17 protein-coding genes and 4 pseudogenes are annotated in these 19,642 nt (G+C 70.4%); 12 read left to right on the top strand and 9 right to left on the bottom strand.

Going from position 1 to position 19,642, the window contains the following annotated elements; translation table 11 throughout:
• Positions 1-43 precede the first annotated feature (43 nt).
• From ITX44_RS19170 to ITX44_RS43035, 4 genes and pseudogenes are all read left to right on the top strand, one after another.
• Positions 44-559, top strand: a complete 516-nt coding sequence (locus ITX44_RS19170; RefSeq protein WP_205358491.1) for a DinB family protein — start codon at positions 44-46, stop codon at positions 557-559.
• A 329-nt stretch (positions 560-888) separates the two neighbouring features.
• A complete protein-coding gene (locus ITX44_RS19165) occupies positions 889-1,410 on the top strand; it encodes a hypothetical protein (RefSeq protein WP_205358490.1) in 522 nt (173 codons plus the stop codon).
• A 192-nt stretch (positions 1,411-1,602) separates the two neighbouring features.
• A pseudogene (locus ITX44_RS43040) lies at positions 1,603-1,719 on the top strand (hypothetical protein); the annotation flags it as partial.
• Between the two features lie 238 nt (positions 1,720-1,957).
• Positions 1,958-2,077: pseudogene (locus ITX44_RS43035) on the top strand (transposase); the annotation flags it as partial.
• A 31-nt stretch (positions 2,078-2,108) separates the two neighbouring features.
• Here ITX44_RS43035 and ITX44_RS41175 read toward each other — a convergent pair.
• The 6 genes and pseudogenes from ITX44_RS41175 to ITX44_RS42665 all read right to left on the bottom strand — a co-directional run bounded on the left by ITX44_RS41175 (position 2,109) and on the right by ITX44_RS42665 (position 7,421).
• Complete coding sequence (locus tag ITX44_RS41175) at positions 2,109-2,492, bottom strand: P-loop NTPase family protein (RefSeq protein WP_236060986.1); 384 nt, start codon at positions 2,490-2,492, stop codon at positions 2,109-2,111.
• Entirely contained in the window at positions 2,489-2,893 is a 405-nt protein-coding gene (locus ITX44_RS19150) for a hypothetical protein (protein ID WP_205358488.1), read from the bottom strand. The genes ITX44_RS41175 and ITX44_RS19150 overlap by 4 nt, the downstream gene beginning before the upstream one ends.
• Positions 2,894-3,467: 574 nt before the next feature.
• Positions 3,468-3,845 carry a hypothetical protein gene (locus ITX44_RS19145; protein WP_205358487.1) on the bottom strand — a complete coding sequence of 126 codons (378 nt, stop codon included), beginning with the start codon at positions 3,843-3,845 and terminating at the stop codon, positions 3,468-3,470.
• 24 nt (positions 3,846-3,869) lie between these two features.
• Positions 3,870-4,644, bottom strand: a pseudogene (locus ITX44_RS41170) (NF041680 family putative transposase); the annotation flags it as partial.
• Between the two features lie 186 nt (positions 4,645-4,830).
• A complete protein-coding gene (locus ITX44_RS19140; protein WP_205358486.1) occupies positions 4,831-5,979 on the bottom strand; it encodes a hypothetical protein in 1,149 nt (382 codons plus the stop codon).
• The gene (locus tag ITX44_RS42665; RefSeq protein WP_307795360.1) at positions 5,976-7,421 is read right to left on the bottom strand and encodes an alpha/beta fold hydrolase; all 1,446 of its coding nucleotides are present in this window, start codon (positions 7,419-7,421) and stop codon (positions 5,976-5,978) included. Before ITX44_RS42665 ends, ITX44_RS19140 begins: the two co-directional genes overlap by 4 nt.
• A 285-nt stretch (positions 7,422-7,706) precedes the next feature.
• On the opposite strand from ITX44_RS42665, the gene ITX44_RS19130 reads away from it, so the two are divergent.
• From ITX44_RS19130 to ITX44_RS19110, 6 genes and pseudogenes are all read left to right on the top strand, one after another.
• Positions 7,707-8,357, top strand: coding sequence for a TetR/AcrR family transcriptional regulator (locus tag ITX44_RS19130; RefSeq protein ID WP_205358484.1), 651 nt, complete (start codon positions 7,707-7,709; stop codon positions 8,355-8,357).
• A 198-nt stretch (positions 8,358-8,555) separates the two neighbouring features.
• The gene (locus tag ITX44_RS19125; protein ID WP_307795359.1) at positions 8,556-9,584 is read left to right on the top strand and encodes a PP2C family protein-serine/threonine phosphatase; all 1,029 of its coding nucleotides are present in this window, start codon (positions 8,556-8,558) and stop codon (positions 9,582-9,584) included.
• Positions 9,585-9,846: 262 nt separating this feature from the next.
• Entirely contained in the window at positions 9,847-10,119 is a 273-nt protein-coding gene (locus tag ITX44_RS19120) for a hypothetical protein (protein WP_205358482.1), read from the top strand.
• A gap of 73 nt (positions 10,120-10,192) precedes the next feature.
• Complete coding sequence (locus tag ITX44_RS42245; RefSeq protein ID WP_265934247.1) at positions 10,193-10,315, top strand: hypothetical protein; 123 nt, start codon at positions 10,193-10,195, stop codon at positions 10,313-10,315.
• 120 nt (positions 10,316-10,435) lie between these two features.
• Positions 10,436-11,428 (top strand): aldo/keto reductase, encoded by a 993-nt coding sequence (locus ITX44_RS19115; RefSeq protein WP_205358481.1) that lies wholly within the window; start codon positions 10,436-10,438, stop codon positions 11,426-11,428.
• A 190-nt stretch (positions 11,429-11,618) separates the two neighbouring features.
• Positions 11,619-11,909: pseudogene (locus ITX44_RS19110) on the top strand (transposase family protein); the annotation flags it as partial.
• A gap of 58 nt (positions 11,910-11,967) precedes the next feature.
• Here the strand turns inward: ITX44_RS19110 and ITX44_RS19105 are convergent.
• Positions 11,968-12,687 carry a hypothetical protein gene (locus tag ITX44_RS19105; protein ID WP_205358480.1) on the bottom strand — a complete coding sequence of 240 codons (720 nt, stop codon included), beginning with the start codon at positions 12,685-12,687 and terminating at the stop codon, positions 11,968-11,970.
• A gap of 694 nt (positions 12,688-13,381) precedes the next feature.
• Positions 13,382-16,219, bottom strand: coding sequence for a bifunctional YncE family protein/alkaline phosphatase family protein (locus tag ITX44_RS19100; protein WP_205358479.1), 2,838 nt, complete (start codon positions 16,217-16,219; stop codon positions 13,382-13,384).
• 596 nt (positions 16,220-16,815) lie between these two features.
• On the opposite strand from ITX44_RS19100, the gene ITX44_RS19095 reads away from it, so the two are divergent.
• Positions 16,816-17,787 carry an aldo/keto reductase gene (locus ITX44_RS19095; protein WP_205358478.1) on the top strand — a complete coding sequence of 324 codons (972 nt, stop codon included), beginning with the start codon at positions 16,816-16,818 and terminating at the stop codon, positions 17,785-17,787.
• 300 nt (positions 17,788-18,087) lie between these two features.
• Here the strand turns inward: ITX44_RS19095 and ITX44_RS19090 are convergent, their stop codons facing one another.
• Positions 18,088-18,843 (bottom strand): SDR family NAD(P)-dependent oxidoreductase, encoded by a 756-nt coding sequence (locus tag ITX44_RS19090; RefSeq protein ID WP_205358477.1) that lies wholly within the window; start codon positions 18,841-18,843, stop codon positions 18,088-18,090.
• Between the two features lie 128 nt (positions 18,844-18,971).
• Here ITX44_RS19090 and ITX44_RS19085 point away from each other — a divergent pair, with 128 nt between their 5' ends.
• The gene (locus ITX44_RS19085; RefSeq protein WP_205358476.1) at positions 18,972-19,406 is read left to right on the top strand and encodes an Rrf2 family transcriptional regulator; all 435 of its coding nucleotides are present in this window, start codon (positions 18,972-18,974) and stop codon (positions 19,404-19,406) included.
• Positions 19,407-19,642 lie beyond the last annotated feature (236 nt).

Genomic DNA, 19,642 nt, shown 5'->3' with positions numbered 1-19,642 from the left:
TCCAGGTGTCCCACTCCAGGGCTCCCCGGTAGCGTGCGCCGGCATGACATCGGAACTGGAACGCCCCCCGCTTCAAGCGGACGAACGCACCGCGCTCATCGGCTGGCTGGACCTGCAGCGGCAGATCCTGCGCTGGAAATGTGAGGGACTGAGCGATGAGGACGCGCACCGCTCGGTCATCCCGACCTCACCGGCCATGACGATGGCCGGTCTCATCTCCCATATGCGCTGGACCGAGCACACGTGGCTGGAGGTGCTGTTCCTCGGCGGCGACAAGAAGCAGAACCCGTCGTTCGACGAGTCGCGCGAGGACGCCGACTGGCACACCGACGGCCGCCCCCTCACCGAGCTCCTCGCGGAGTACGAGGCTCAGTGCACCCGCAGCAATGAGATCGTCGCCGCGGCCTCCCTCGACGACATCGGCCGGCACCCCGACTTCCGCTCCAGCAGCGCCAACCTCCGCTGGATGCTGATCCACCTCGTCGAGGAGACGGGGCGGCACGCGGGGCACGCAGACATCGTCCGGGAGTTGCTCGACGGCGCGAAGGGCTATTACTAGCGCGGCTGCGCGTAGCGGGCCCCTTGTCTCAGCAGCCAGGCCAACGCGCCTCACGACCAATCGCGGGAGAGCCCGTTGAATTGACACGCCTTTCGCGCCATCGGACGACAGGGCGTGAGCCCCGGCCCAGACGCGGGCGGTGGGCAGCTGCCAGCGGGGTGGGGTGTCGAAGTCGGGGGCGGCGGGCTTCGATGAGGATCCAGCGGGGGCATCGACGCGAACACCTCCGCCCCGGGATGTCCAACCGGTCCGAAGATCTGACGGAGTCCTGCCAGTAAGGTCTTCGGGTCGCCCGGTTCACGGGAGCGTCCGGCGTTCGGGGAGGGCCCATGGCACAGGTGGAGAAGGTCGAACGGCGTCTGAGCGGGGAGGCGTTGGCGGGAGAGCGGGTTCTGTACGGGGTGCTCGCGTTCCGGATCGGGGGCGTGCGCAGGACGATGGTCGGGGGCGCCGCGGGCCTCGCCGGGGTGGCGGGGGCGGCGATGGCGGCCGCAGCCACGAGGGGCCGCACGGCGGTTCCGGCGGCGCCGCTGCCGGTGCCCGGCCGGGTCATCGTGGCCCTCACCGACCAGCGGCTGCTGGTTTTCTCGATCGGCGGCGCCTTCGTCGCCAAACCCAAGAAGCTGCTGTATTCCATCCCCTTCGACGCCATCGCCTGGCTACCGAAGCCGGAACTGGTCCCGGGCGCCGCCCAGGCCCTGCGCGTACAGGTCGGCGTCTCCGGCGAGGGCATCCTCGGCTTCGAGTTCCCCCGCCTGAAGGTCAACGAAGGCCGGAACATGATCAACCGCCTCCGGCGCGCCCTCCCGCCCGAGACCGACACCGAGACCGCGCCCGGGAGCGGGAGCTGACGGGCCCCGGCCGTGTCCACGCCCGGCAGGTCCGCGTTCCCCGGTCCGTGGCGGATGTTCGCCTCCCTCACTCCTGCCGGCGGCCCCTCCCGAGTGGCGCCCGTCCGCAGGTCAGCGGGCCGTGAGTGAGCTTGTCATCAGCACAAGCAGCCTGATGTCTCACTCGGATTGACAGCTACCGAGGGGGAGGCGGTGTGTCCGTCGTGCGGGACGTCCTCGGGGCGTGTTCACAGCAGCTGTCTGCGCCGTCTCGATGACAGTGCGGCAGCCCAGCGCCGGGTCGTGCTCGCGTTACGGGTCCCCCGCTTCCGGTGCCGCCAGCAAGCGTGCGTTCGGGCGACGTTCGTCGAGCAGGCGAGGGTGTCACCGTCCAGTACGGACGGCGAAGTCAGCAGCTCCATCCAGGCCGCGTTGCAGCGGCTCGGGCTGATGCTGGCCGGCCGGGGCCGGATCCCGCCTGGCGGAAGCCTTCGCCGTCCCGGCCAGCCGTTCCACCCTGCTCGGACTGATACGCGCTGTCCCCGAGTCCACGCCGTCGGCGCCCCGTGTGCTGGGCATCGACGATTTCGCCCTGCGCAAGGGACGCGTCTACGCAACCGTCCTGGTCGGCATCGAGACCCGCCGCCCCGTCGACCTGCTGCCCGACCGCACCATCGACACCGTCCGGGCCTGGCTTGCCGCCCGCCCAGGAGTGAAGGTCATCTGCCGGGATCGCGTGCGGCCGTTACGACGCTCCAGCCGGCGACCTCCGACTCCTTGGCGAACTGCGAAGCCAGCCGGCTCTTGCCCTGGCCGCCCGGCGCGTGCAGCCACCGGACCGACAGCCGTGGCCCGTGATCGCGCCAGTGGCGCAGGTCGACCAGTTCCTCCTCTCGCCCGGTGAAGTCGAGGACGGCGAACCGCGCGTTCGGCATGCGGCTGGGCAGGTCCAGCAGCCAGGCCGGGTCCGGCCGGGTTTCCGGGCGCCATCGCTGAAGGACGTACAGCGGCACGCCGTCGCCGAAGACATGGATGTCCGCCCCGACGCAGCCGTAGGCAAAGCCGTTGACCGCATGCACGGTCTGCTGCCGGGCGGGGCTCAATGCCCGTCCCCGGTGGGCGGCGTTTCCCGGTCGCGGTGAACGACGACCCTGCTGCCCGGCCCCTGCGCCCCGACGGCGAACCCTCCGTCGCGCGCCTCGACATGCTGGACCCACTGCTGCCGGACCGGCGGGAGCTGCTGCCGGGTCGTCTCCACGAGCGCGCGCAACTCGGCCTCCGCATCGGGATGATCGTGGATCAGGTCCTCGAAGTCCTCCTGCCAGCGGACGATCTGTGCCTGCCGTACCTCGTCCGGGTCAACGGCGTCCGCGATCCGCGCCGCGCTGCGCTCCAGCCGCACTTCGATGCCGGCACCGGACTCCGGCCCCGACCCGGCGCCACCGGCGCCCTGAAAGATCCTCGCGACCCCGGCCTTCGTGGCCTGCCAGGCGCTGGTCGCCATACCAGCGCCGCTTCCGGATCCGGCATGAAGTCCCCCATAGGCAGCGTGAGTTGGTGTGCGTCACCTCGCCCAGCCCAGCGGCCGGTAGATGTCGCGTCCGGCTGTGTCGCGGGTGTGCGCGGGGTGGAGACCGATGGGGTCGGTCAGCTGGGTTCCAGCGAAGCCGATGACGGTGGCCGGAGCTTGGCGGTCGTGGCGCGATCCCTTGCGCAGGTTCCGCCACCGGCCACAATGCGCGTTGCCCGACAGACAGCAGCTGCCGCAACCGCAGGTCTTCAAAGTCGAGCGGTGTGCTGGTTCGGCTTACTGACGCGACGTCACGCCTCGTGTTGGGTTGGGCGGCTTGGCCCTGGGCGCAAGGTGCCCGTGGTGTGTGCCATGCAAGGGACCCTGACCGGACACTGCGCCGGGCAAAGAAGCCCCAGTTCCTCAGCGCCCGGTTTCACCTCGGCCACCCCCTCGACCGGACGGATTGCCCAATTCCCCGCCGCTCCATGGAGTTCCAGACCATTACGTCCTGGTTCCAGCGCAGGCACCCAGCTTGCCGTTCAACCTCTGAGCGCTCATGACGACGTCAGGAACCTGGGTTGCGTTGCTCGGCTTGAGCCTTGTGGACTTCGCCGAGGTGCCTTACCTGCCGCCGCGTCAGCAACTCATCGATCGGTTCGAGAACCCGATCCCACGCGCGGTCCGCTTCTGGGGAGTGATTGCGAGTCCGCGCATAGCTCTGAGCTGCGGTGATCGCGATATCGTAGAGGGCGTGATCCGTCGGGAGGGCGGTCGAGCGCTCGCGTCGCAGCCACGAAACCAGCCACGGTATGTCCCTGGGCCAACTCGGGTTCGCCAGGGAACGCACGCGCAGATACCCCAGTTGGTCCCACCATCGGCGGCTGTGCCATTTGCGCGAGTCTGCCGGCGGCAGGCCGGGTGGTAGATCCTTCACCGGATCCATCTTGCCTGGTGGTGGCGCCCGCACCTACGGATTTCTTCGTTCAGCAGTTCGGCGGGTTTTGGTGCCGACCTTGTGGTGGGCCGGTCGCTGGTATGCCTCGTTGCCGGCGAGGACTCGTCCCACGTCGTGGCGGGTTGCGGGTCGCCGGTTCTTCGAGCCCGGTGGGCGTCCGGGGCCGGGTGTGGTGGCTTTCGGTGCACCAGCTGGCGAGCCGGCCTTCGTGCGGAGGTTCCGAAACCCGCGCCGGACGCGGGCCGGGTGAGCTTGTGCGGTGGGGCTGGCTTCTCCCAGGGCCGGCGCAGGTCGGTGGCGAGGGGGCGGGCGAGGCGGAGCTGGGTGTGGGCGGCGATGATCAGCCAGGTCCAGCGGTCGGCCGGCGGCCGAGTCGCGTAGTCGGGGCCGGGTCCAGCCGAGTGTCTGCTTGAGCACGCGGAAGGTGTGCTCGATGTCGAAGAGGCGGAGGAATGCCTGCCGGCAGCGGTCGACGTCGGCCTCGGTGGCGCCGGTGCGTGACCACCACAGCCAGACCGGCTTGTTCTCCCCGCCGGACGGCAGGTGTTCGACGGCCAGGCGGATGACTGTGCCCTCGATGACCGGCAGCGGGCCGTCGTGGTCGAGCCACGCGGCCCGCTGGGTCAGCCTGGGATGCAGCCGGTCCAGGATGGGCCCGGAAGAACTCCTCCCGCGAGGGTGCCGGGCGGCGCATCACCCGGTCCGACCGTGTCCGGCCCAGGACCTCGACCTGCAGGCCGGACAGCAGGTGCGCGATGCGCGGGGCGTCGTATCCGGCGTCCGGCACGCGTCCGCGATCGGCGCCGCCGCGGGCCATGCCGAGGGCCGCAGCGGTCTGGAGCGTCGATGCCGACGGTCATCGGGCAACCGGGACTTCCGCGAGGTCGGCGTAGAGCGCGCAGGGCGTACGCGAGAGTGATCACGGTAGGTGGTCGCTGGCCCGTCTCCGTGGCGGATCGTCTTGAACGCCCACTCATAGGGCTTGGGGCCGGGCGATCTGGGTGTACCAGGGGATGGTGCCGCCGATCAGGTTGAGGCCGCAGATGACCATCCATAGTTCGACGGGTGCCTGGGGTGTCCAGCGGTGCTCGGCTGCAAGGCCCAGCCGGTGCAGGGTGATGTAGGCCGCTGCGGCGATGCCGGTTGCGCTGACGGCCAGCCAGGTGCGGTGGCACGCGGTGCGGGCCCCGGCGAGCGGCCATCCGTTCAGGAGCGGGCCGCTGATGGACGCGCCGACGACGAACATCGCTCCTGCGGCGGACAGTTGGGGGCCGGTCATGCCGAGCGGGCCGGTGGCGATCGCGTAGGTGGCCGAGCCGAGTGCGAGGACCGTCACGTTCGCCAGGGCCACGCGGGCGGGTCGGGTCTTGACCAGGGAGTACGGCCAGCCGTCGAGCAGGCCGTGTGCGGTCTGCCAGATGGCCACGGAGATCAGCCAGGCGGCGATGTCGAGTGCGTCGAAAGGACCGTGCGGGTCCCACAGGGACAATCGTCGCACCTCTGCGGTCGCCGATCCCCAGTTCGCCAGTGCCGCGTATGCGGTGAGGGCCACCGCGAGGCAGCCGAGCACCGCAAGCCGGCCGGCCTTCGGGCCGTAGCGGGCCGGGAGTACCAGACGGCCTTCACTGACCACGGACACCTGGAGGAACGTCACGAATGCCAGCGCCCCCAGGGGGATCTCGTAGGGGAACGTCGGCATCTGTTGGCCGGACCCCGCCGGGGTCGTTCGTGTCGCGCCGGCGATGTCGGCATGGCCGACCAGCAGTTGCCCGAGCAGCGTCAGCACGGCGGCACTGACGACGACCAGCAGTGAATTGACGGCGGCCGCCCAGCGGCCGCGCACGCCGGCGCCCCAGTCGGCGATGGCGGCCAGCACCGGCATCGCGAATGTGGTGGGGGCGCCGAGGACCAGCAGTGATCCCATCGGTCGCAGGCCGAAGCCGCCCACCACGAACACCGTTGCGGTGACCGCCAGGCCGCCGAGCGCCCGGCGCGTGGCCGGATGCTCATGGCGGGCCCGTCTGCTGCCGGTGTCCGGCTGACCGCGCTTGCTGGACGACGACGCCCCGCGCCCGGGCTGCGCCGGGCGCGGGGCGCTCGCCTCGTGCTGGCGGCTGGTCACGGGCGGGCGACGCGGCTGGGATGGGACTGCTCGTAGCTTCGGCTGTTGATCTCGAGCGCATGCCCGAACAGGTCCTCGCTGTAGGTCATCGACATCGCCGGTACGGGTTCGGCGATCGGGGTGTTCCGGCGTCCGCCGGCTGCGCTGATCCGGTCGGCCAGCTCGTCGATGCAGTGGGCGGTGACGCAGAAGTGGTACAGGCCAGGCGGGGGCACCGTGCCCGGACGCCAGGGAGTCGCCCAGTCCTCGGGTGCGCCGCTGAACTCGAAGAGTTCCAGACCGACCCCGTTGCCCGTGGCCAGGTGCGCCTGGCGGATGCGGGTCCATGCCGGCCCGTAGATGCCGTTGATCCGCGCGGCCTGCCGGCTCGTGGGGAAGTACTCGATCGGCCCGTCGATCAGTTCGAAGCCCAGCACGGCCTGGTACCAGTTGATCGCCGTGTCGATGTCCTTGACGCGCATGCCGATGTGGTTGATCGGCAGCGGCGCGATGCGGCTGGCGGGCGCGGTGAACGACCCCGCGCCGGCGGGCTGCGCCGCGCTCGCGTTCCCCTGCCCGGCGCCCGGTTGTGCGGGTGTGTGCTGCGCGGGCACGCGGTCGCACGGCGCCCCGTCGCGGTAGGGGGCCAGGAATCGGGTCAGGGCGTCCAGCATCGCGTCGGGGGCCTCTTCGGCCGGGTAGTGGCCGCAGCCGGGGATGATCACGCTCTGTACGTCCACGGCGCCGAGCCTCATGGTGTCGGCCACCAGGTCGCCGGAGTTGGCCTCGCCGGCGATGGCGAGGACGGGCATGCCGAGAGGCCGCTTCTTGCGCTGCTCGTTCTGCGCGATCGTCGTGTCCAGCGCCCGGTAGAAGGCGAAGCTGGCGTGCAGGGCGTCGGGGTCGGACGCAAGGGTGTCGATGTAGTAGCGCACCACCTCCTCGGGAAGCTTCTGCGCGGCCTTGCTCTCGAACTGACCGCCGAAATAGAGACGTTCGCGGCCGCGGACGAGCTGCTCGTTGAGCTCGCCCAGCCGGTTGAAGCCGAAGTGCCACAGCCTGGTGTTGGCCTCGTGGCTGCCGAGGAGCGGGGGCGACGGGGACAGGCCGGGGATGGCGGCCTCGGCGACGGCGAGTCGCTCGATCCGGTCGGGGTGGTCGGCGGCCAGGGCGTAGGCGGTCCACATGCCGACGTCGTGCCCCACCATGGCGAACCGGTCGTGCCCCAGGGCGGTCATCAGTGCCGCCATGTCGCCCGCCAGCGTGCCGGTGTCGTAGCCGTCCTCCGGCTTGTCGGACAGACCGACGCCGCGCGGATCGACGGCCACGACCCGGAAGTCCCGCGCCAGCTCCGGCATCACCAGGCGCCAGGCGTACCAGGTCTGCGGCCAGCCAGCCAGGAGCAGTAGCGGCGGGCCGTCGCCGCCGACGACCGCGTGCAGCCGGACCTTGCCGGTGTCCATGTACCGGCTGGTGAACGTGTCGGTGAAGCCCGCGGGAAGGCCGGGCGCGCGGGATGCCGAACCGGGCCCTTCCGGTATGGGCGGACGAGTCGTCGAGGTGCTCACAGTGCTCTCTCTCCCTTGCAAAACAGCACGATGTCTTCGGCCGGGCGGTGGACACCGACGCTCGGTGAACGGTCCGAACCCGTGGTGTCACCGTAGACCATGTTGGATCGATCGGTCCAACATTGTTGGACCGATCGATCCAACAGCGCGTAGACTGGGAGCCCCATCCGGAGGAGCGCCATGTCAGGCCGCAAGCAGTTCGATGTCACCGCAGCCCTCGACCAGGCGATGCGCGTGTTCTGGCAGCGCGGCTACGCGGACGCCTCCCTCGATGCCCTGGCGTCGGCCACCGGCCTGGGGCGCGGCTCCCTCTACGGCACTTTCGGTGGCAAGGACGCCTTGTTCCGCAAGAGCCTCGACCGGTATGCCAGCACCTACGGCGCCCAGTACGAACAGGCGCTCGCGTCCCGTCCCGGCGAGCCGGTGCGGGCGATCGAGGCTTTCTTCGAGGTCGTCCTGGCCCGCATCACCGATCCCTCGGTCCCGGCGGGATGCCTCATCGCACACTCGGCCACACAGGCGCCGATTCTCAAGGAGGAGTCCAGCGCCCACGTACGCGCCCTGCTCGACATACAGCGTGTGCGGGTGCGCGCAGCCCTGGCGGACTCCGCAGCCGACCCCCGCGTACTCGACGAGCTGACGACGTATGTAGTCGCCGTCAACCAATCGCTCGCCGTACTGAGCCGGGCCGGCGCCTCCGAAGCGGAGCTACGCGCAGTGGTAGGCCTCACCTGCACCACGGTGGCCGACACCCTCGCGCGTGCCGCGCGTGAAGAGCCGGCCCGTGTCGGAGCCGCACCACACCAAAGCTCCGGCCCCGGCTGTACTTGATCTGCGGGGTATCCGGACCACAGCCGACATGGCCAGGCCGGATGCCGGCTGCTCGCTTCCGGGGTGGCCCGGAGTTCTGCCCGCGTCATGACTCGGCGTGATACTTGGGGTGTGGGAGGTTGGCGTGCTGAGTGGGGCCGCCTTGTTACGAGGCCATGGGGCCTCGTAGCGCTGGTGGTCCCGCTTGCGATCATCGCGGTGATCAGCTTGGTGGACATGATGTCCTCGACGGCGGTCCACCTCGGCCCGCTCGTGGCGCTGGCCCCCGCTCTGACCGCCGCCTTCGCGGGGCCGCGGACGACAGCATTCGTCGGACTGGTGGCCATCGGTGCCCAGGAACTCGTCGACGGGTACAACGGCGAGAACATGACCAACCACGTAGCGCAGTTCGCCGCCCTGGCCGGTCTCTGCGCGGCGATGGTGGCAACCAGTTACGTCCGGGAGCGCAGAACATGGCAGCTGACGAGGTTGCGGTCGGTGGCTGACGCGGCACAGAGATGCATTCTGCGGCCTCCGCCGAACCGGATCGGTCCCCTGCGTCTGGGATGGCTGTATCTGGCAGCCGAGGACGAGGCCCGGATCGGCGGCGACCTCTTCGCCACCGCCCGCGGGTCCGACCCGTGCACCCGAGTGATCATGGGAGACGTCCGGGGCAAGGGGGTGGCCGCCATCGGCGAGGTGTCGGTCGTTCTCGGAGCCTTCAGGGAAGGTGCCCACCGATGCCCGACCTTGCGTGACCTCGTCGCGGCGCTGGAGGACAGCGTCAGGCGGGAAGTCGAGGAGGTCGCCGACGTCGAAAGCGATCTCGGCGAGCACTTCATCACCGCGCTCATGCTGGAGATCCCCGATCGCAACCCGTCGGCCGATCTGATCAACTGCGGGCACCCGCCGCCCCTGCTGATCCATGAGGGCCACGTCAGGACTCTGGACTTCGACCATGCCTCGCCTCCGCTGGGCACGGGCTGGCAGCCGGTCACCGGCCCGCACAGCGACTCGATCGCCTTTGGCCCGGGCGACATCCTGCTGCTCTACACCGACGGCGTCATCGAGGCCCGTTCGCCCAGCGGCGAGTTCTACCCCCTCGCCCAGCGCGTGGACTCCTTCTCGGGGTCGACGCCCGACGCCCTGCTGCGGAAGATCCAAGGTGACCTGATCAGCCACGCGGGACAGGAACCAGCCGACGACGTCGCCCTCCTGGCCATCCAGCGGGTCCCGGCCAGGAAGTAGAAGGACAGCCCGGCGGTACGACGACGAAAGCGGCGCGGCTCAATGATGAAACGGGAGGTGTCAGCCACCCCGGCACACCGTACTGTCCACCCCGCCAGCAGCGCGGCCGCCAACTGCTCGTACAGCACGGTTGCTGCCGCCTGGTCTGCCGGCGACGGCTTGCCGGCACCCGTCGCCCGGCCCGACAGGACCAGGCCGGCCGCCCGGGCCCGGGATGCCCGCAGCAGCGCTTGGAGGCGGATGCCGACGGCCACGCCCGGTCGTGCACGCTCAGCTCAACAGCGGTGTCCTGCCGGGCCTGCGCGTCGCCGCGCCGCGATGGTGGATGCCAGGCGGCGGTGCAGAGGGCGTGACCGGGCGGGCGCGGGCGGCGGCCCGGTGGCCGGGGCGAGGAGACGTCGACGCAGTACGTGCCGATCGCCGCATCCACGATGCGCTCGTCCAGGCCGACTTCGGCGCGGGCGCCGCACAGCTCGCGGGCGAGGTGGCGGCACGCTTCATCAGCCGCCCGCGCACCCGCGGCGTGGGCGGGTGACCGTGGCCGGCGGTGTACCGGGCCTCCGCCTGCGCCTGCGCCTGCGCCTACAGCACCTTCGTCCGCCTTCGACGTGGACCCGGGCGGCGGCGGGCCCACCACCGCGATGCACGTCACCTACTACGCGGTGTCCGGGCCCTGTGGTGACCTGCTGCCGGTGGACCGTTTCACCTTCACCCGCTCCCGCCGCGCCTGACCCGCCGGCGGGGGGCGGTCCTCCGGCTTGACTTCGAGCGCGCTCCAAATCCTAGCGTCGGAGGCGTTCGTCAGCCCTCGAGGTACCGCCCGGCCCGCCGGGCAGGAGGAGTATCCGCGCATGATCACCCGAACCACGCTCGGCTCGCCCGGTCTCACCGTCAGCGCGATGGGCCTGGGGTGCATGGGGATGAGCGAGAGCTACGGCGCCGCCGACTGGGACGGCGGCCTGGCCACCATCGACCGGGCCCTGGAGCTGGGCATCACGTTCCTGGACACCGCCGACGCCTACGGCACCGGGCACAACGAGGTGCTGGTGGGCCGGGCCGTCCACGGCCGCCGGGCCCAGGTGCAGCTGGCCACCAAGTTCGGCATCGACCGCAGCGCCGGGGACCGGGCACGCCGCATCCGCGGTGCCCGGGACTACGTGCTGCGCTCCTGCGACGCCTCGCTGCTGCGGCTGGGCGTCGAGGTGATCGACCTGTACTACGCCCACCGCCCGCCCCAGGACGTGGAGATCGAGGAGACCGTCGGGGCGATGGCCGAGCTGGTCGAGGCGGGCAAGGTCCGCCATCTGGGCCTGTCCGAGGTCGACGGCGAGCTGCTGCGCCGGGCGCACGCGGTGCACCCGATCACCGCGGTGCAGAGCGAGTACTCGCTGTGGACCCGCGACGTCGAGGCGGTCACCCCGGTGATGGCCGAGCTGGGGGTCGGGCTGGTGCCGTACTCGCCGCTGGGGCGGGGGTTCCTGACCGGCGCCCTGGACCGCTCCACGCTGGGCGAGAAGGACTTCCGGCGCACCAACCCCCGCTTCGCCGGCGAGGCGGGCGAGGCCAACGAGAAGATCGCGCAGACCGTGCGCGAGGTGGCCGACCGGCTGGGTGCCACCCCGGCCCAGGTGGCGCTGGCCTGGGTGTACGCCCAGGCCCAGCGGCTCGGGGTGGCGGTGGCGACCATCCCGGGCACCCGCAGCCCGGCCCGGCTGGAGCAGAACGCGGCCGCGCTGGAGCTCACCCTGGACGCCCAGGCGCTGGCCGCGCTGGACCCGCTGAGCGACCAGGTGACGGGCGAGCGCTACACCCCCGCGCACACCGCTGAGGTCGCTCGGGCTTGAGTCCGGGCCTGGCCTGCCCGCCTCCAGCCGGCGGCGGAGCCGGCCAGGGTCACCCGCAGCACGCGGGGGGCCGCCGGCCGGTGGGTGGCCTTGATGCGGTCGGTGATCTCCCGCTACCAGATCATGAGGAAGCCGGACATGGTGGCGGCGCGGACCTCGGCGGCGGTGCGGCGGTCGGTGGAGCGGCGTCTGGCGGTCCTCCGGTATGGCCGCACACTGCCAGGGCATGACCGTGCTCGGGGACGGCGCCTGCATCAACACCGGGCTGGTCGTCCCGCACCGCAAACGCCCCGGACGCCCCCTGCTCAAGGGCGAGGAGGCCGACAATGCCGCACACCACAAGGTCCGCGCCCGCGTCGAGCGCACCTTCGCCCGCATGAAGACCTACAAGATCCTCCGCGACTGCCGGCAGCACGGCGACGGCCTCCACCAGGCCGTGCAAGCCGTCGCCCACATGCACAACCTCGCCCTCAGCGCATGACCACATCGACCCGCAATCAGGCCCCGACCTGCCCGACGACACCCTTCTGCAGCACCCTTCAGTTGATGCCGACGGCGTCGGCGGGAGCCTTGGCGTGCACGGCCACGCCCAGGTGCGTGAAGGTTGTGGTGATCGTCGCACTGCCGGCTGCCCTCTGTACCCCTCGGAGTACGGTGGCGGGTCCGGTGGCGGCGACGTCGAGCGTGAGGGAACCGGCCGAACCTGTCTCGGTCACGGACACCGCTTGGCGGCCGAGGATGCTCCGGGGGCCGACTTCATGCTTCGCACCGCCGAAGTCCGCCGTGACGTTGCCGACCGCGACTGACAGCGAGCACATCGTTTCGACTCCATAGGCTTCGAGCGTTGCCATCGATCCCCGAACCCACTTGCCGACCCAGAACTCGGGCACTCCATAGGCTCCCGGTTGGCTCACGGCCCACGCCCAGAAGGCGCTGTCGCCCTTCAGATAGTGCGTCGAGCCGGCATCGATCACTTGCGCCTGGCCGCCGCCGGCGGAGATCCGCCCGACGCAGTCCCCGTCGCTGGCGACCGAGGACACGGCGTGCACCGGACGGCCCTGTCCGTCACGCAGATCGACGGTGAGGGACGCGGAGGTCTGCTCTGCCATCACCGCCACCGTCCTTCGCCACACGTCCTCCGGGGAAAGCCGCAGGGTGGGCCCGGTGGGCAACGCCTGGGCCGCGGTGCTCGCCGCGGTGGCGGCGGCGGTCGGCACATGGATCGAAGCGGGATCCGGCGCGGAGGGGATGACCTGCACGGGGGCGGACTCCTCGCCCGCCGTGTCAGGGGACTTGGCTCCGGAACTGCCGGAACTGCCTGAACAGCCGGCGATCGCCGGGACCAGGGCAGCGGTCAGGAAGCATGCGATGACGGCGGTGGAGGTCGATCGGTGAGTCACAGGTGCGGTTTTCCTCGTGACGCGGCGGATACTGGCACGCCTATGACGAGTCCGGAGCCCCGATGGTTGTGCCGAACGGCCTGCATCGCCCTGCGCAGCGGGACCGCCCAGTAACACACTGGCCGGCGGGGCCCTGCGGAACAGCGCGACGTGGCCCGTTCCAGTGCGCGGACCGGCATCATGAGCAGATGCCTGAACTGATCGGTCCGTCGGCCAGGCTGCGCGCGTCGTGCGAGAGGAGGGGGAGCGCGGCGCCGAGGTGCTGGAAGGCCGGGGGCTACGCGTGGAACTGGGCGGTCACGTCTTCGACCGCTGGGGGCCGATGGCCGGGCGGGACGAAGACCGCCTGCGGGACCTGGACGAGGCCTTCTCGACGCAGGAACGGCGGAAGCCGTACGCCATGCTTTCGTCAGGTCGGCGATGCGGCCGTAGGGCTGGGCGGTTGGGTGCCGCGCGCCATGCGGATCGGTCGGGCGCGGTAGGCGACGGGCCGCCGGATGTCCGGCGGCCCGTCGCCCACGGTGCTGTTCAGTTGCCGGTGTTCATGGGCTCGTCAGTCCGTGTCCGAGCTCGGGATGTAGGCACCGGGCACCTGCGCCGGGGCGTAGATCTTCGAGTCGCCCGGGTAGGGCGTCTTCCAGCCGTGGGCCTGGTACCACGTGTACCGGTTCATCTGCTCCGGGTCGGCGTAGTCGGGGACCGCACCGTTGCCGGTGGTGTGCTGTTCGGCGATCCAGGTCTGCCAGGCGGCGGCGGTGGACTGCTCGTTGGCGGGCACCGTGGTCTTCTGGGCCTCCGCCTTGTTCAGCGCGGTCGCCGCGGTGCCGGTCAGGCCCAGGGTGTCCAGACCGCAGGCCGGCGCGGTGGTGATGGCCTCGGTGAGCGGGATCCGGTTCGGCACCGTGGTGAAGGGCGTGTAGTTCGGCCGGGAGGTGAAGGCGTCGTACATCGGCGTGGCGGCGGCGACCTTCTGGTTCAGCGGCTGGGCGCCGAGGATCTGCTCGATCGTCCGGACCGCCGAGATCTGCGAGTAGTAGGTGTTGATCACCTTGCCGTGCTGGGCCCAGGGGCTGATGACCTGGACGGGGGCGCGGTGTCCGTCGACGTGGTCGGCGCTGTCCTGGCTGTCGTCCTCGAGGACGAAGATGGCGGAGTCCTTCCAGTACTTGCTGTGCGAGATCGTGTCGACGATCTTGCCCGTGGCGAGGTCGTTGTCCGCGACCCCGGCCTCCGCGTCGGCCGGTCCTCCGGTGTGGTCGCTGGAGAGCCACACCATGTTGAAGTTCGCGGGACCGTTCTTCTCGAAGTCCTGCTTCCAGATCTGGTAGCGGTAGGTGTCCGGGATCGAGAGGTCGAACGGCGGGGACAGCGGGTCGGCGATCTTGTTCAGCGAGGGGATCACCGAGCCGTAGTTGCCCTTGAGGTCCGGGGTGGTCAGCTGGGCCGGGTCACCACCGTTGTCGACGCTCTTGGCCGCACAGTAGTACTGCTGCCACGTACCGGCCGGCTTGCCCTGCATGTACTCGAACTCGCCGTAGTTCCTGGCCGTCGCGCCGGCGGACTCCACCGCGGTCCACAGGAAACCGGAGCGCTGGTGGCCCAGCACGTCCTCCTCGGTGTCGTAGCTGCGCTGGTACTCACCCGCAGACGACTCGGTGTACTCGGGGTTGTCGCCCTCCATCAGCCAGTTGTGGCCCTCGGCGGAGTTGGTGCCGATGTCGTACACGTTGTCGTAGAGGCCGAACTGCTTGGCCAGCGCGTGCTGGTTCGGCGTGGCCTTCTCGCCGAACTGCGTGAGCGAGGGGTCGCCGTTGCCCTCACCCATGTCGCCGAACAACTGGTCGTAGCCCCGGTTCTCCTTCACGATCAAGAAGACGTGCTTGATCGTGGACGGGGCACCGATGCGCGTCGGGACGGGGACCGCCGCCGCCTTCTTCCCCTGGGCCTGCTGGACGTCGTTCTTGCCCCAGCCGTTCTGCGCGAAGACCGTGTCGGTGTAACGCGCGATGTCCCGGTCGCTCGGGAGGGTGAAGCGCGTCAGGGACGCGGTGGTGCTGTGCGTGTCGTGGCCGCTCACGGGGACGGTGCCCTGTCCCTTGTAGGTCGTGATGGCGGGGCCGCGCGCGTCGATGCCGCGGGTGTTGGTGACGACGATCTGCTTTCCGACGGTCGCCACGGTCGCCGGGTAGTAGTCCGTCGGCAGCAGGCCGATGTAGCTCACCGGGTCCTTCGGCGCGCCGTCGTAGCGGTAGACCGCCACGGCGTTCGCCCGCCCCAGACTGACCAGCAGGTGGCCGTCCTTGGTCAGGGCGATGCTGTCGGGCTCGTACCCCACCGTGGACGACGGCCACGGCTTGGTCTCGATCGTCTGCACGACCTGGTCCGTCGTCGTGTCGATGACCGAGACGGTGTCACTGTTGGTGTTGGCGACGAACAGTGTCTTGTTGCTGGCATACATCGCGGTCGGGTGCAGGCCGACAGCGATCGATCCGGCCGCTGCGGACGGGTTCGCGGGGTCGATGACACTGACGGTCCCGGTCGTCGACGTGCCCAGGGACCCGTTGGCGGGCACCGCGGTGCCGTAGGAGTCCATGGTGGTCTCGCCCGGCCGGGCCTGGCGGCCGCCCTCGTTGCTCACATAGAGCTTGCCGCCCACGAAGGCGAGCTCACGAGGGGCGATGCCGACGTTCCACCTGTTCTTGATCGCACCGGTGCCGGGGTCGAGCGCCACGACGGTGTTCTGACCGTTGAGCGCGGCGTACACAGTGGACCCGTCGGGCGAGTACGTGATCTGCCCCACCAGCGCGGAGTTGGGCGTCGGAGTGTGGGCGTTACCCGCAAGGTGGCTGCCCACCGTCGGGATGGGGAAGCGGGTCGGCGTACCGAGGGTGCCGTCGGAGTTGACCGGGAACCGGGTCAGGGCGTCCTGCTCCGGAAGCCACAGGAACTTGCCGTCCGGCGAGTACGTCGGGCCCTCCTGACCGACAGTGGTGTCGGACAGGTTCTGGTCGAGCCCGGATGCGCTGCCGACCGTCCAGATGAGCTTGTAGGCCGACAGGTCGAAGATCTGCAGGACCGCCGGATGGTCGGCGACCGTCGCTGCGAGGAACCGTCCGTCCGGGCTGACCGTCGAGCCCATGAACTTGCCGAACTGGGTCAGCAGGCGGTCACCGATCGGCTTGATGAACTGGTCGTCGGAGACAACCTGGCCCTTGCTGACGGTCTGGCCGACCTGGTCGAAGCCGAACCCGTTTGTCTGGGCATAAGCGGTGCCGGCCGCGGTGACGGCGAGAGCGGTGATGCCTGCCGTTACCAGGGGAATCCGGCCGATGCGCTTGCCGAGAAGGCCGGAACGGTCCTTCTCGACACGCCGACGGCGTGAGACCTGCATACCGAGTCAACCTTTCAGGGAGGTGGACAGCAGCTCGACGTTGCCGTCGAACTGCCGGAAGGCGTTCTGTGCGTCCCCGGTCAAGGTCCGCGCCAGGAGGTGCCCGTTCACCTCCCCCGGCCGTCGCCATCGGTACGAACCCACTCGGACGTCAGGCTGGTGGACGGCCGTCCCCCCGGCGAAGGAAAATAGATGCTCCACCCAGCTCAGTCACAGGCATCTGACTGAACGTTCATGGAACGGGAGGCGACCGGCACCCCTCGTCCGCCCCGCGAACCGCCCCTCAACTCCCCCGCACGCAGGCGAACAAGCGGGAAGCCGGCCTGGCCCCGCAAAGGCGCTTCCCCGCTGATCGGGCCGCTCGCCCGGCGACGGTGGACCGGACCGGTGGCTGCGCACACAGTTGCGCCCCTGACCCCCCGCCCCGCCACCGCCGATCAGGCCGGCCGCCCTGAAGTGATTCAGTGCTCCGGCTTCTTGCTCCCATCGTTTCTCGGTGTTGGACAGCTCGGTGCGGACCGGGTTGGCTGGCCGGTGCCGCAACAACCCCGGGGCCGGCCGACGGGCGGGCCCCGGCACCGGAAGGAAGGACGAACGTGCGCTACCGCGAACTGGGACGGACCGGCTTGTCGGTGTCGGAGATCGCCTACGGCGCCTGGGGCATCGGTGCCTCGATGTGGATCGGCGCCTCCGAGGACGAGTCCGTCAAGGCCCTGCACCGGGCCGTCGACCTGGGCATGAACCTCATCGACACCGCCCGGGGCTACGGCGAGAGCGAGCGCATCGTCGGCGCGGTCGTACGCGAACGGGCCCGGGCCGGCGACAGCGTCGCGGTGGCCACCAAGGTCCCGCCGCTGAATGGGAAGTGGCCCGCCCCCGGCGGCCTGGACCCCGCGGTGACCTTCCCCGGCGCCCACATCCGCGCCAGTGTGGAGACCAGCCTGCGCGCGAGCGGCCTCGACCATTTCGACGTGCTGCAGTTCCACGTCTGGAGCGACGAGTGGGTGGGCCGCGGCGACTGGCTGGAGACCGTCGCCGACCTCAAGGCGGAGGGCAAGATCCGGCTGTTCGGCGTGTCGGTCAACGACCACCAGCCCGACAACGCGGTGGCTCTCGTCCGCAGCGGCACGGTGGACGCCGTTCAGGTGATCTACAACATCTTCGACCAGGCCCCCGCCGCAGAACTGCTCCCGGCGTGCCAGGAGCACGGCGTCGGCGTGATCGTCCGCGTGGCCCTGGACGAGGGCGGCCTCACCGGACGCATCAACGCGGGCACGACCTTCCCGGAGGGCGACTTCCGCAACCGCTACTTCCGCGGCGACCGCCCGGCCCAGGTCGAGCAGCGGGTCCGGGCGATCGCGGCCGACCTGGGCATCGCGGTGGAGGACATGGCGGAGACCGCACTGCGCTTCGTGCTGTCCCACCCTGCCGTCTCGACCGTCATCCCCGGCATGCGCACCGTACGCAACGTGGAGCGAAACGCGGCCGTCAGCGACGGCCGTACCCTCACCGCGGAGCAGCTGGCGGTCCTGGCCGGGCACAGCTGGCAGCGCAACTTCTACGCCTGAACATCCCGAGCCCGCGGCACCGCCCTCACGCCGGGCCCGCTCGCCGGATCGGCATCTCGTCGTCGGTAGAGGCCGCCGACAGTACGGAGCCGGTCGTCTGCCGTGCCTGGACGGCCCGTCCGTGCGGGAGGTGGTCGACGCTCTCGGCGCAGCGCAGGCGCGGCGAGGTCCGGGGGTCCGATGCCGGGCACCACACCTCCTCGACGACCGCGAGCGCCCCGGAGGCGAGCCCGGCGTCGACGCACCGCTGCGGCCGGAAGACGTTGCCGCTGCTGCACGCCCACAGCCAGGGGTTGCGGTTCAGGCGTTGTAGCCACCGTGGGCGTCCAGCACCGCGCCCGTGACGTACGACGCGGCGGGGCTCGCCAGAAAGGCGATCGCCACGGCGATTTCTTCGGGGTGACCCATGCGTTGCAGGGACAGCGAGCCGACCAGGGTCTTGAGGGTCTCGGGATCCGGCGTCTTCATGCCGCCCTCCATCAGTCCGGCCTCCACGACGTTGGCCGTGATGTTCCGGGGCCCGAGGTCCCGTGCGACCCCCATGGTGTACCTCTCGATCCCTGACTTGGTCGCCGCGTAGTCGGCAGCTCCTGGGGTGCCGACCCGGGAGCCCAGTCCGGAACTCACTGTGATGATGCGGCCGTCCGCGCGCAGCACTCGGGAGGCGGCCCGGATGACGGCGATCACGCCGAGGTAGTTGGTGGCGTGCATCCGGTCCAGTGCGGCGGTGTCGGCGTCCGGGTCGTCCACCGTGCGGCCCTGCCCCGTCGCGATCGCCGCGTTGTTGACGAGGATGTCCAGGCCGCCGAAGTGCGCGACCACGTCGTCGATCAGCGCCGGCGCCCGACTCGTGTCCGCCTGGTCGGACTTGAAGGCGACGGCCTTCGCTCCCTTGCCGTGCACCTCGTCGACGACGGCCTGCGCCTGCTTCTCGGAGCTGACATAGGTGAAGGCGACGTCGGCGCCCTGCTCGGCCAGCAGTCGTACGGTCGCGGCTCCCAGTCCGCGGGACCCCCCGGTGACCAGGGCGACCTTGCCCGCGAGTGGCTTGCTCATTGTTCTCACCTCGTTGATTGGCCCTTCCCGATAGTCGCAACGCTAATTGTTACGACAGCCTGTTGCAACCTCCACTGTTACGACTGCGCTGTCGTAACATAAAGCGTTGCGGCCGAGAGGAGGGGTTCATGAGTGCCAACAGCAGGTTGACCATTGCCGCCCACGCGCTGGCCTGGATCGGCCTCTACCAGCGCCAGGGCCATGAGGTCGCCACCTCCGAGCAGATCGCGACCAGCGCGAACACCAACCCCGTGGTGATCAGGCGGCTGCTCGGCGAGCTGCGCAGGGCCGGGCTCGTGGAGTCCCGGCGGGGCGTGGGCGCGGGCTGGTCGCTGGCGCGCGAGCTGGGGTCGATGACCCTGCTCGACGTGTACGAGGCAGTGGAACCCGGCCCGCTGTTCGCGATGCACCGCACCACCCCGGACCAGGGATGCGTGGTGGGTTACGGCATCCAGCCGGCGATGCAGGGCATCTACGAGGGCATCGAGGAGACCCTGAGACACGAGCTGGCCCGCGTCACGCTCGAGAACGTACTCCAGGACGTACTCGCGGCACCTCGCTAGATCACCGCGCGGCGCGCGGAGCTGGACGAACTCGAAGATCAGCCGGCCAAGCGGCCGGCGGAGGTACGGGCCGAGCGGGACGGGCTCGCCGTGGCAGAGCGGGTCCATGAGCGGATGAGCGAGCAGCTCCCCGACGAGCGCGCTTCTGTCGCGCCGGCGCCCGGGCAGGTGGGCGGACGTGAACGCCATGTCTTCACAGTCGCCTTCGTGGAAGTACGTCGGCAACCGGTAGACGC

This window comes from Actinacidiphila acididurans (assembly GCF_016918855.1).
GTDB classification, from domain to species: domain Bacteria; phylum Actinomycetota; class Actinomycetes; order Streptomycetales; family Streptomycetaceae; genus Actinacidiphila; species Actinacidiphila acididurans.
The sequence above is the reverse complement of the archived record's forward strand: the minus strand, read 5'-3'. Positions and strand labels throughout refer to the sequence as shown.

Excerpts from the sequence above, each read along its gene's own strand:
- ITX44_RS19090 (WP_205358477.1), bottom strand. The coding sequence starts at position 18,843 with ATGAGCAAGCCACTCGCGGGCAAGGTCGCCCTGGTCACCGGGGGGTCC.
- ITX44_RS19100 (WP_205358479.1), bottom strand. The coding sequence starts at position 16,219 with ATGCAGGTCTCACGCCGTCGGCGTGTCGAGAAGGACCGTTCCGGCCTT.
- ITX44_RS19150 (WP_205358488.1), bottom strand. The coding sequence starts at position 2,893 with ATGGCGACCAGCGCCTGGCAGGCCACGAAGGCCGGGGTCGCGAGGATC.
- ITX44_RS42665 (WP_307795360.1), bottom strand. The coding sequence starts at position 7,421 with ATGGACACCGGCAAGGTCCGGCTGCACGCGGTCGTCGGCGGCGACGGC.
- ITX44_RS19170 (WP_205358491.1), top strand. The coding sequence starts at position 44 with ATGACATCGGAACTGGAACGCCCCCCGCTTCAAGCGGACGAACGCACC.
- ITX44_RS19145 (WP_205358487.1), bottom strand. The coding sequence starts at position 3,845 with ATGGATCCGGTGAAGGATCTACCACCCGGCCTGCCGCCGGCAGACTCG.
- ITX44_RS19130 (WP_205358484.1), top strand. The coding sequence starts at position 7,707 with ATGTCAGGCCGCAAGCAGTTCGATGTCACCGCAGCCCTCGACCAGGCG.
- ITX44_RS19085 (WP_205358476.1), top strand. The coding sequence starts at position 18,972 with ATGAGTGCCAACAGCAGGTTGACCATTGCCGCCCACGCGCTGGCCTGG.
- ITX44_RS19115 (WP_205358481.1), top strand. The coding sequence starts at position 10,436 with ATGATCACCCGAACCACGCTCGGCTCGCCCGGTCTCACCGTCAGCGCG.
- ITX44_RS19165 (WP_205358490.1), top strand. The coding sequence starts at position 889 with ATGGCACAGGTGGAGAAGGTCGAACGGCGTCTGAGCGGGGAGGCGTTG.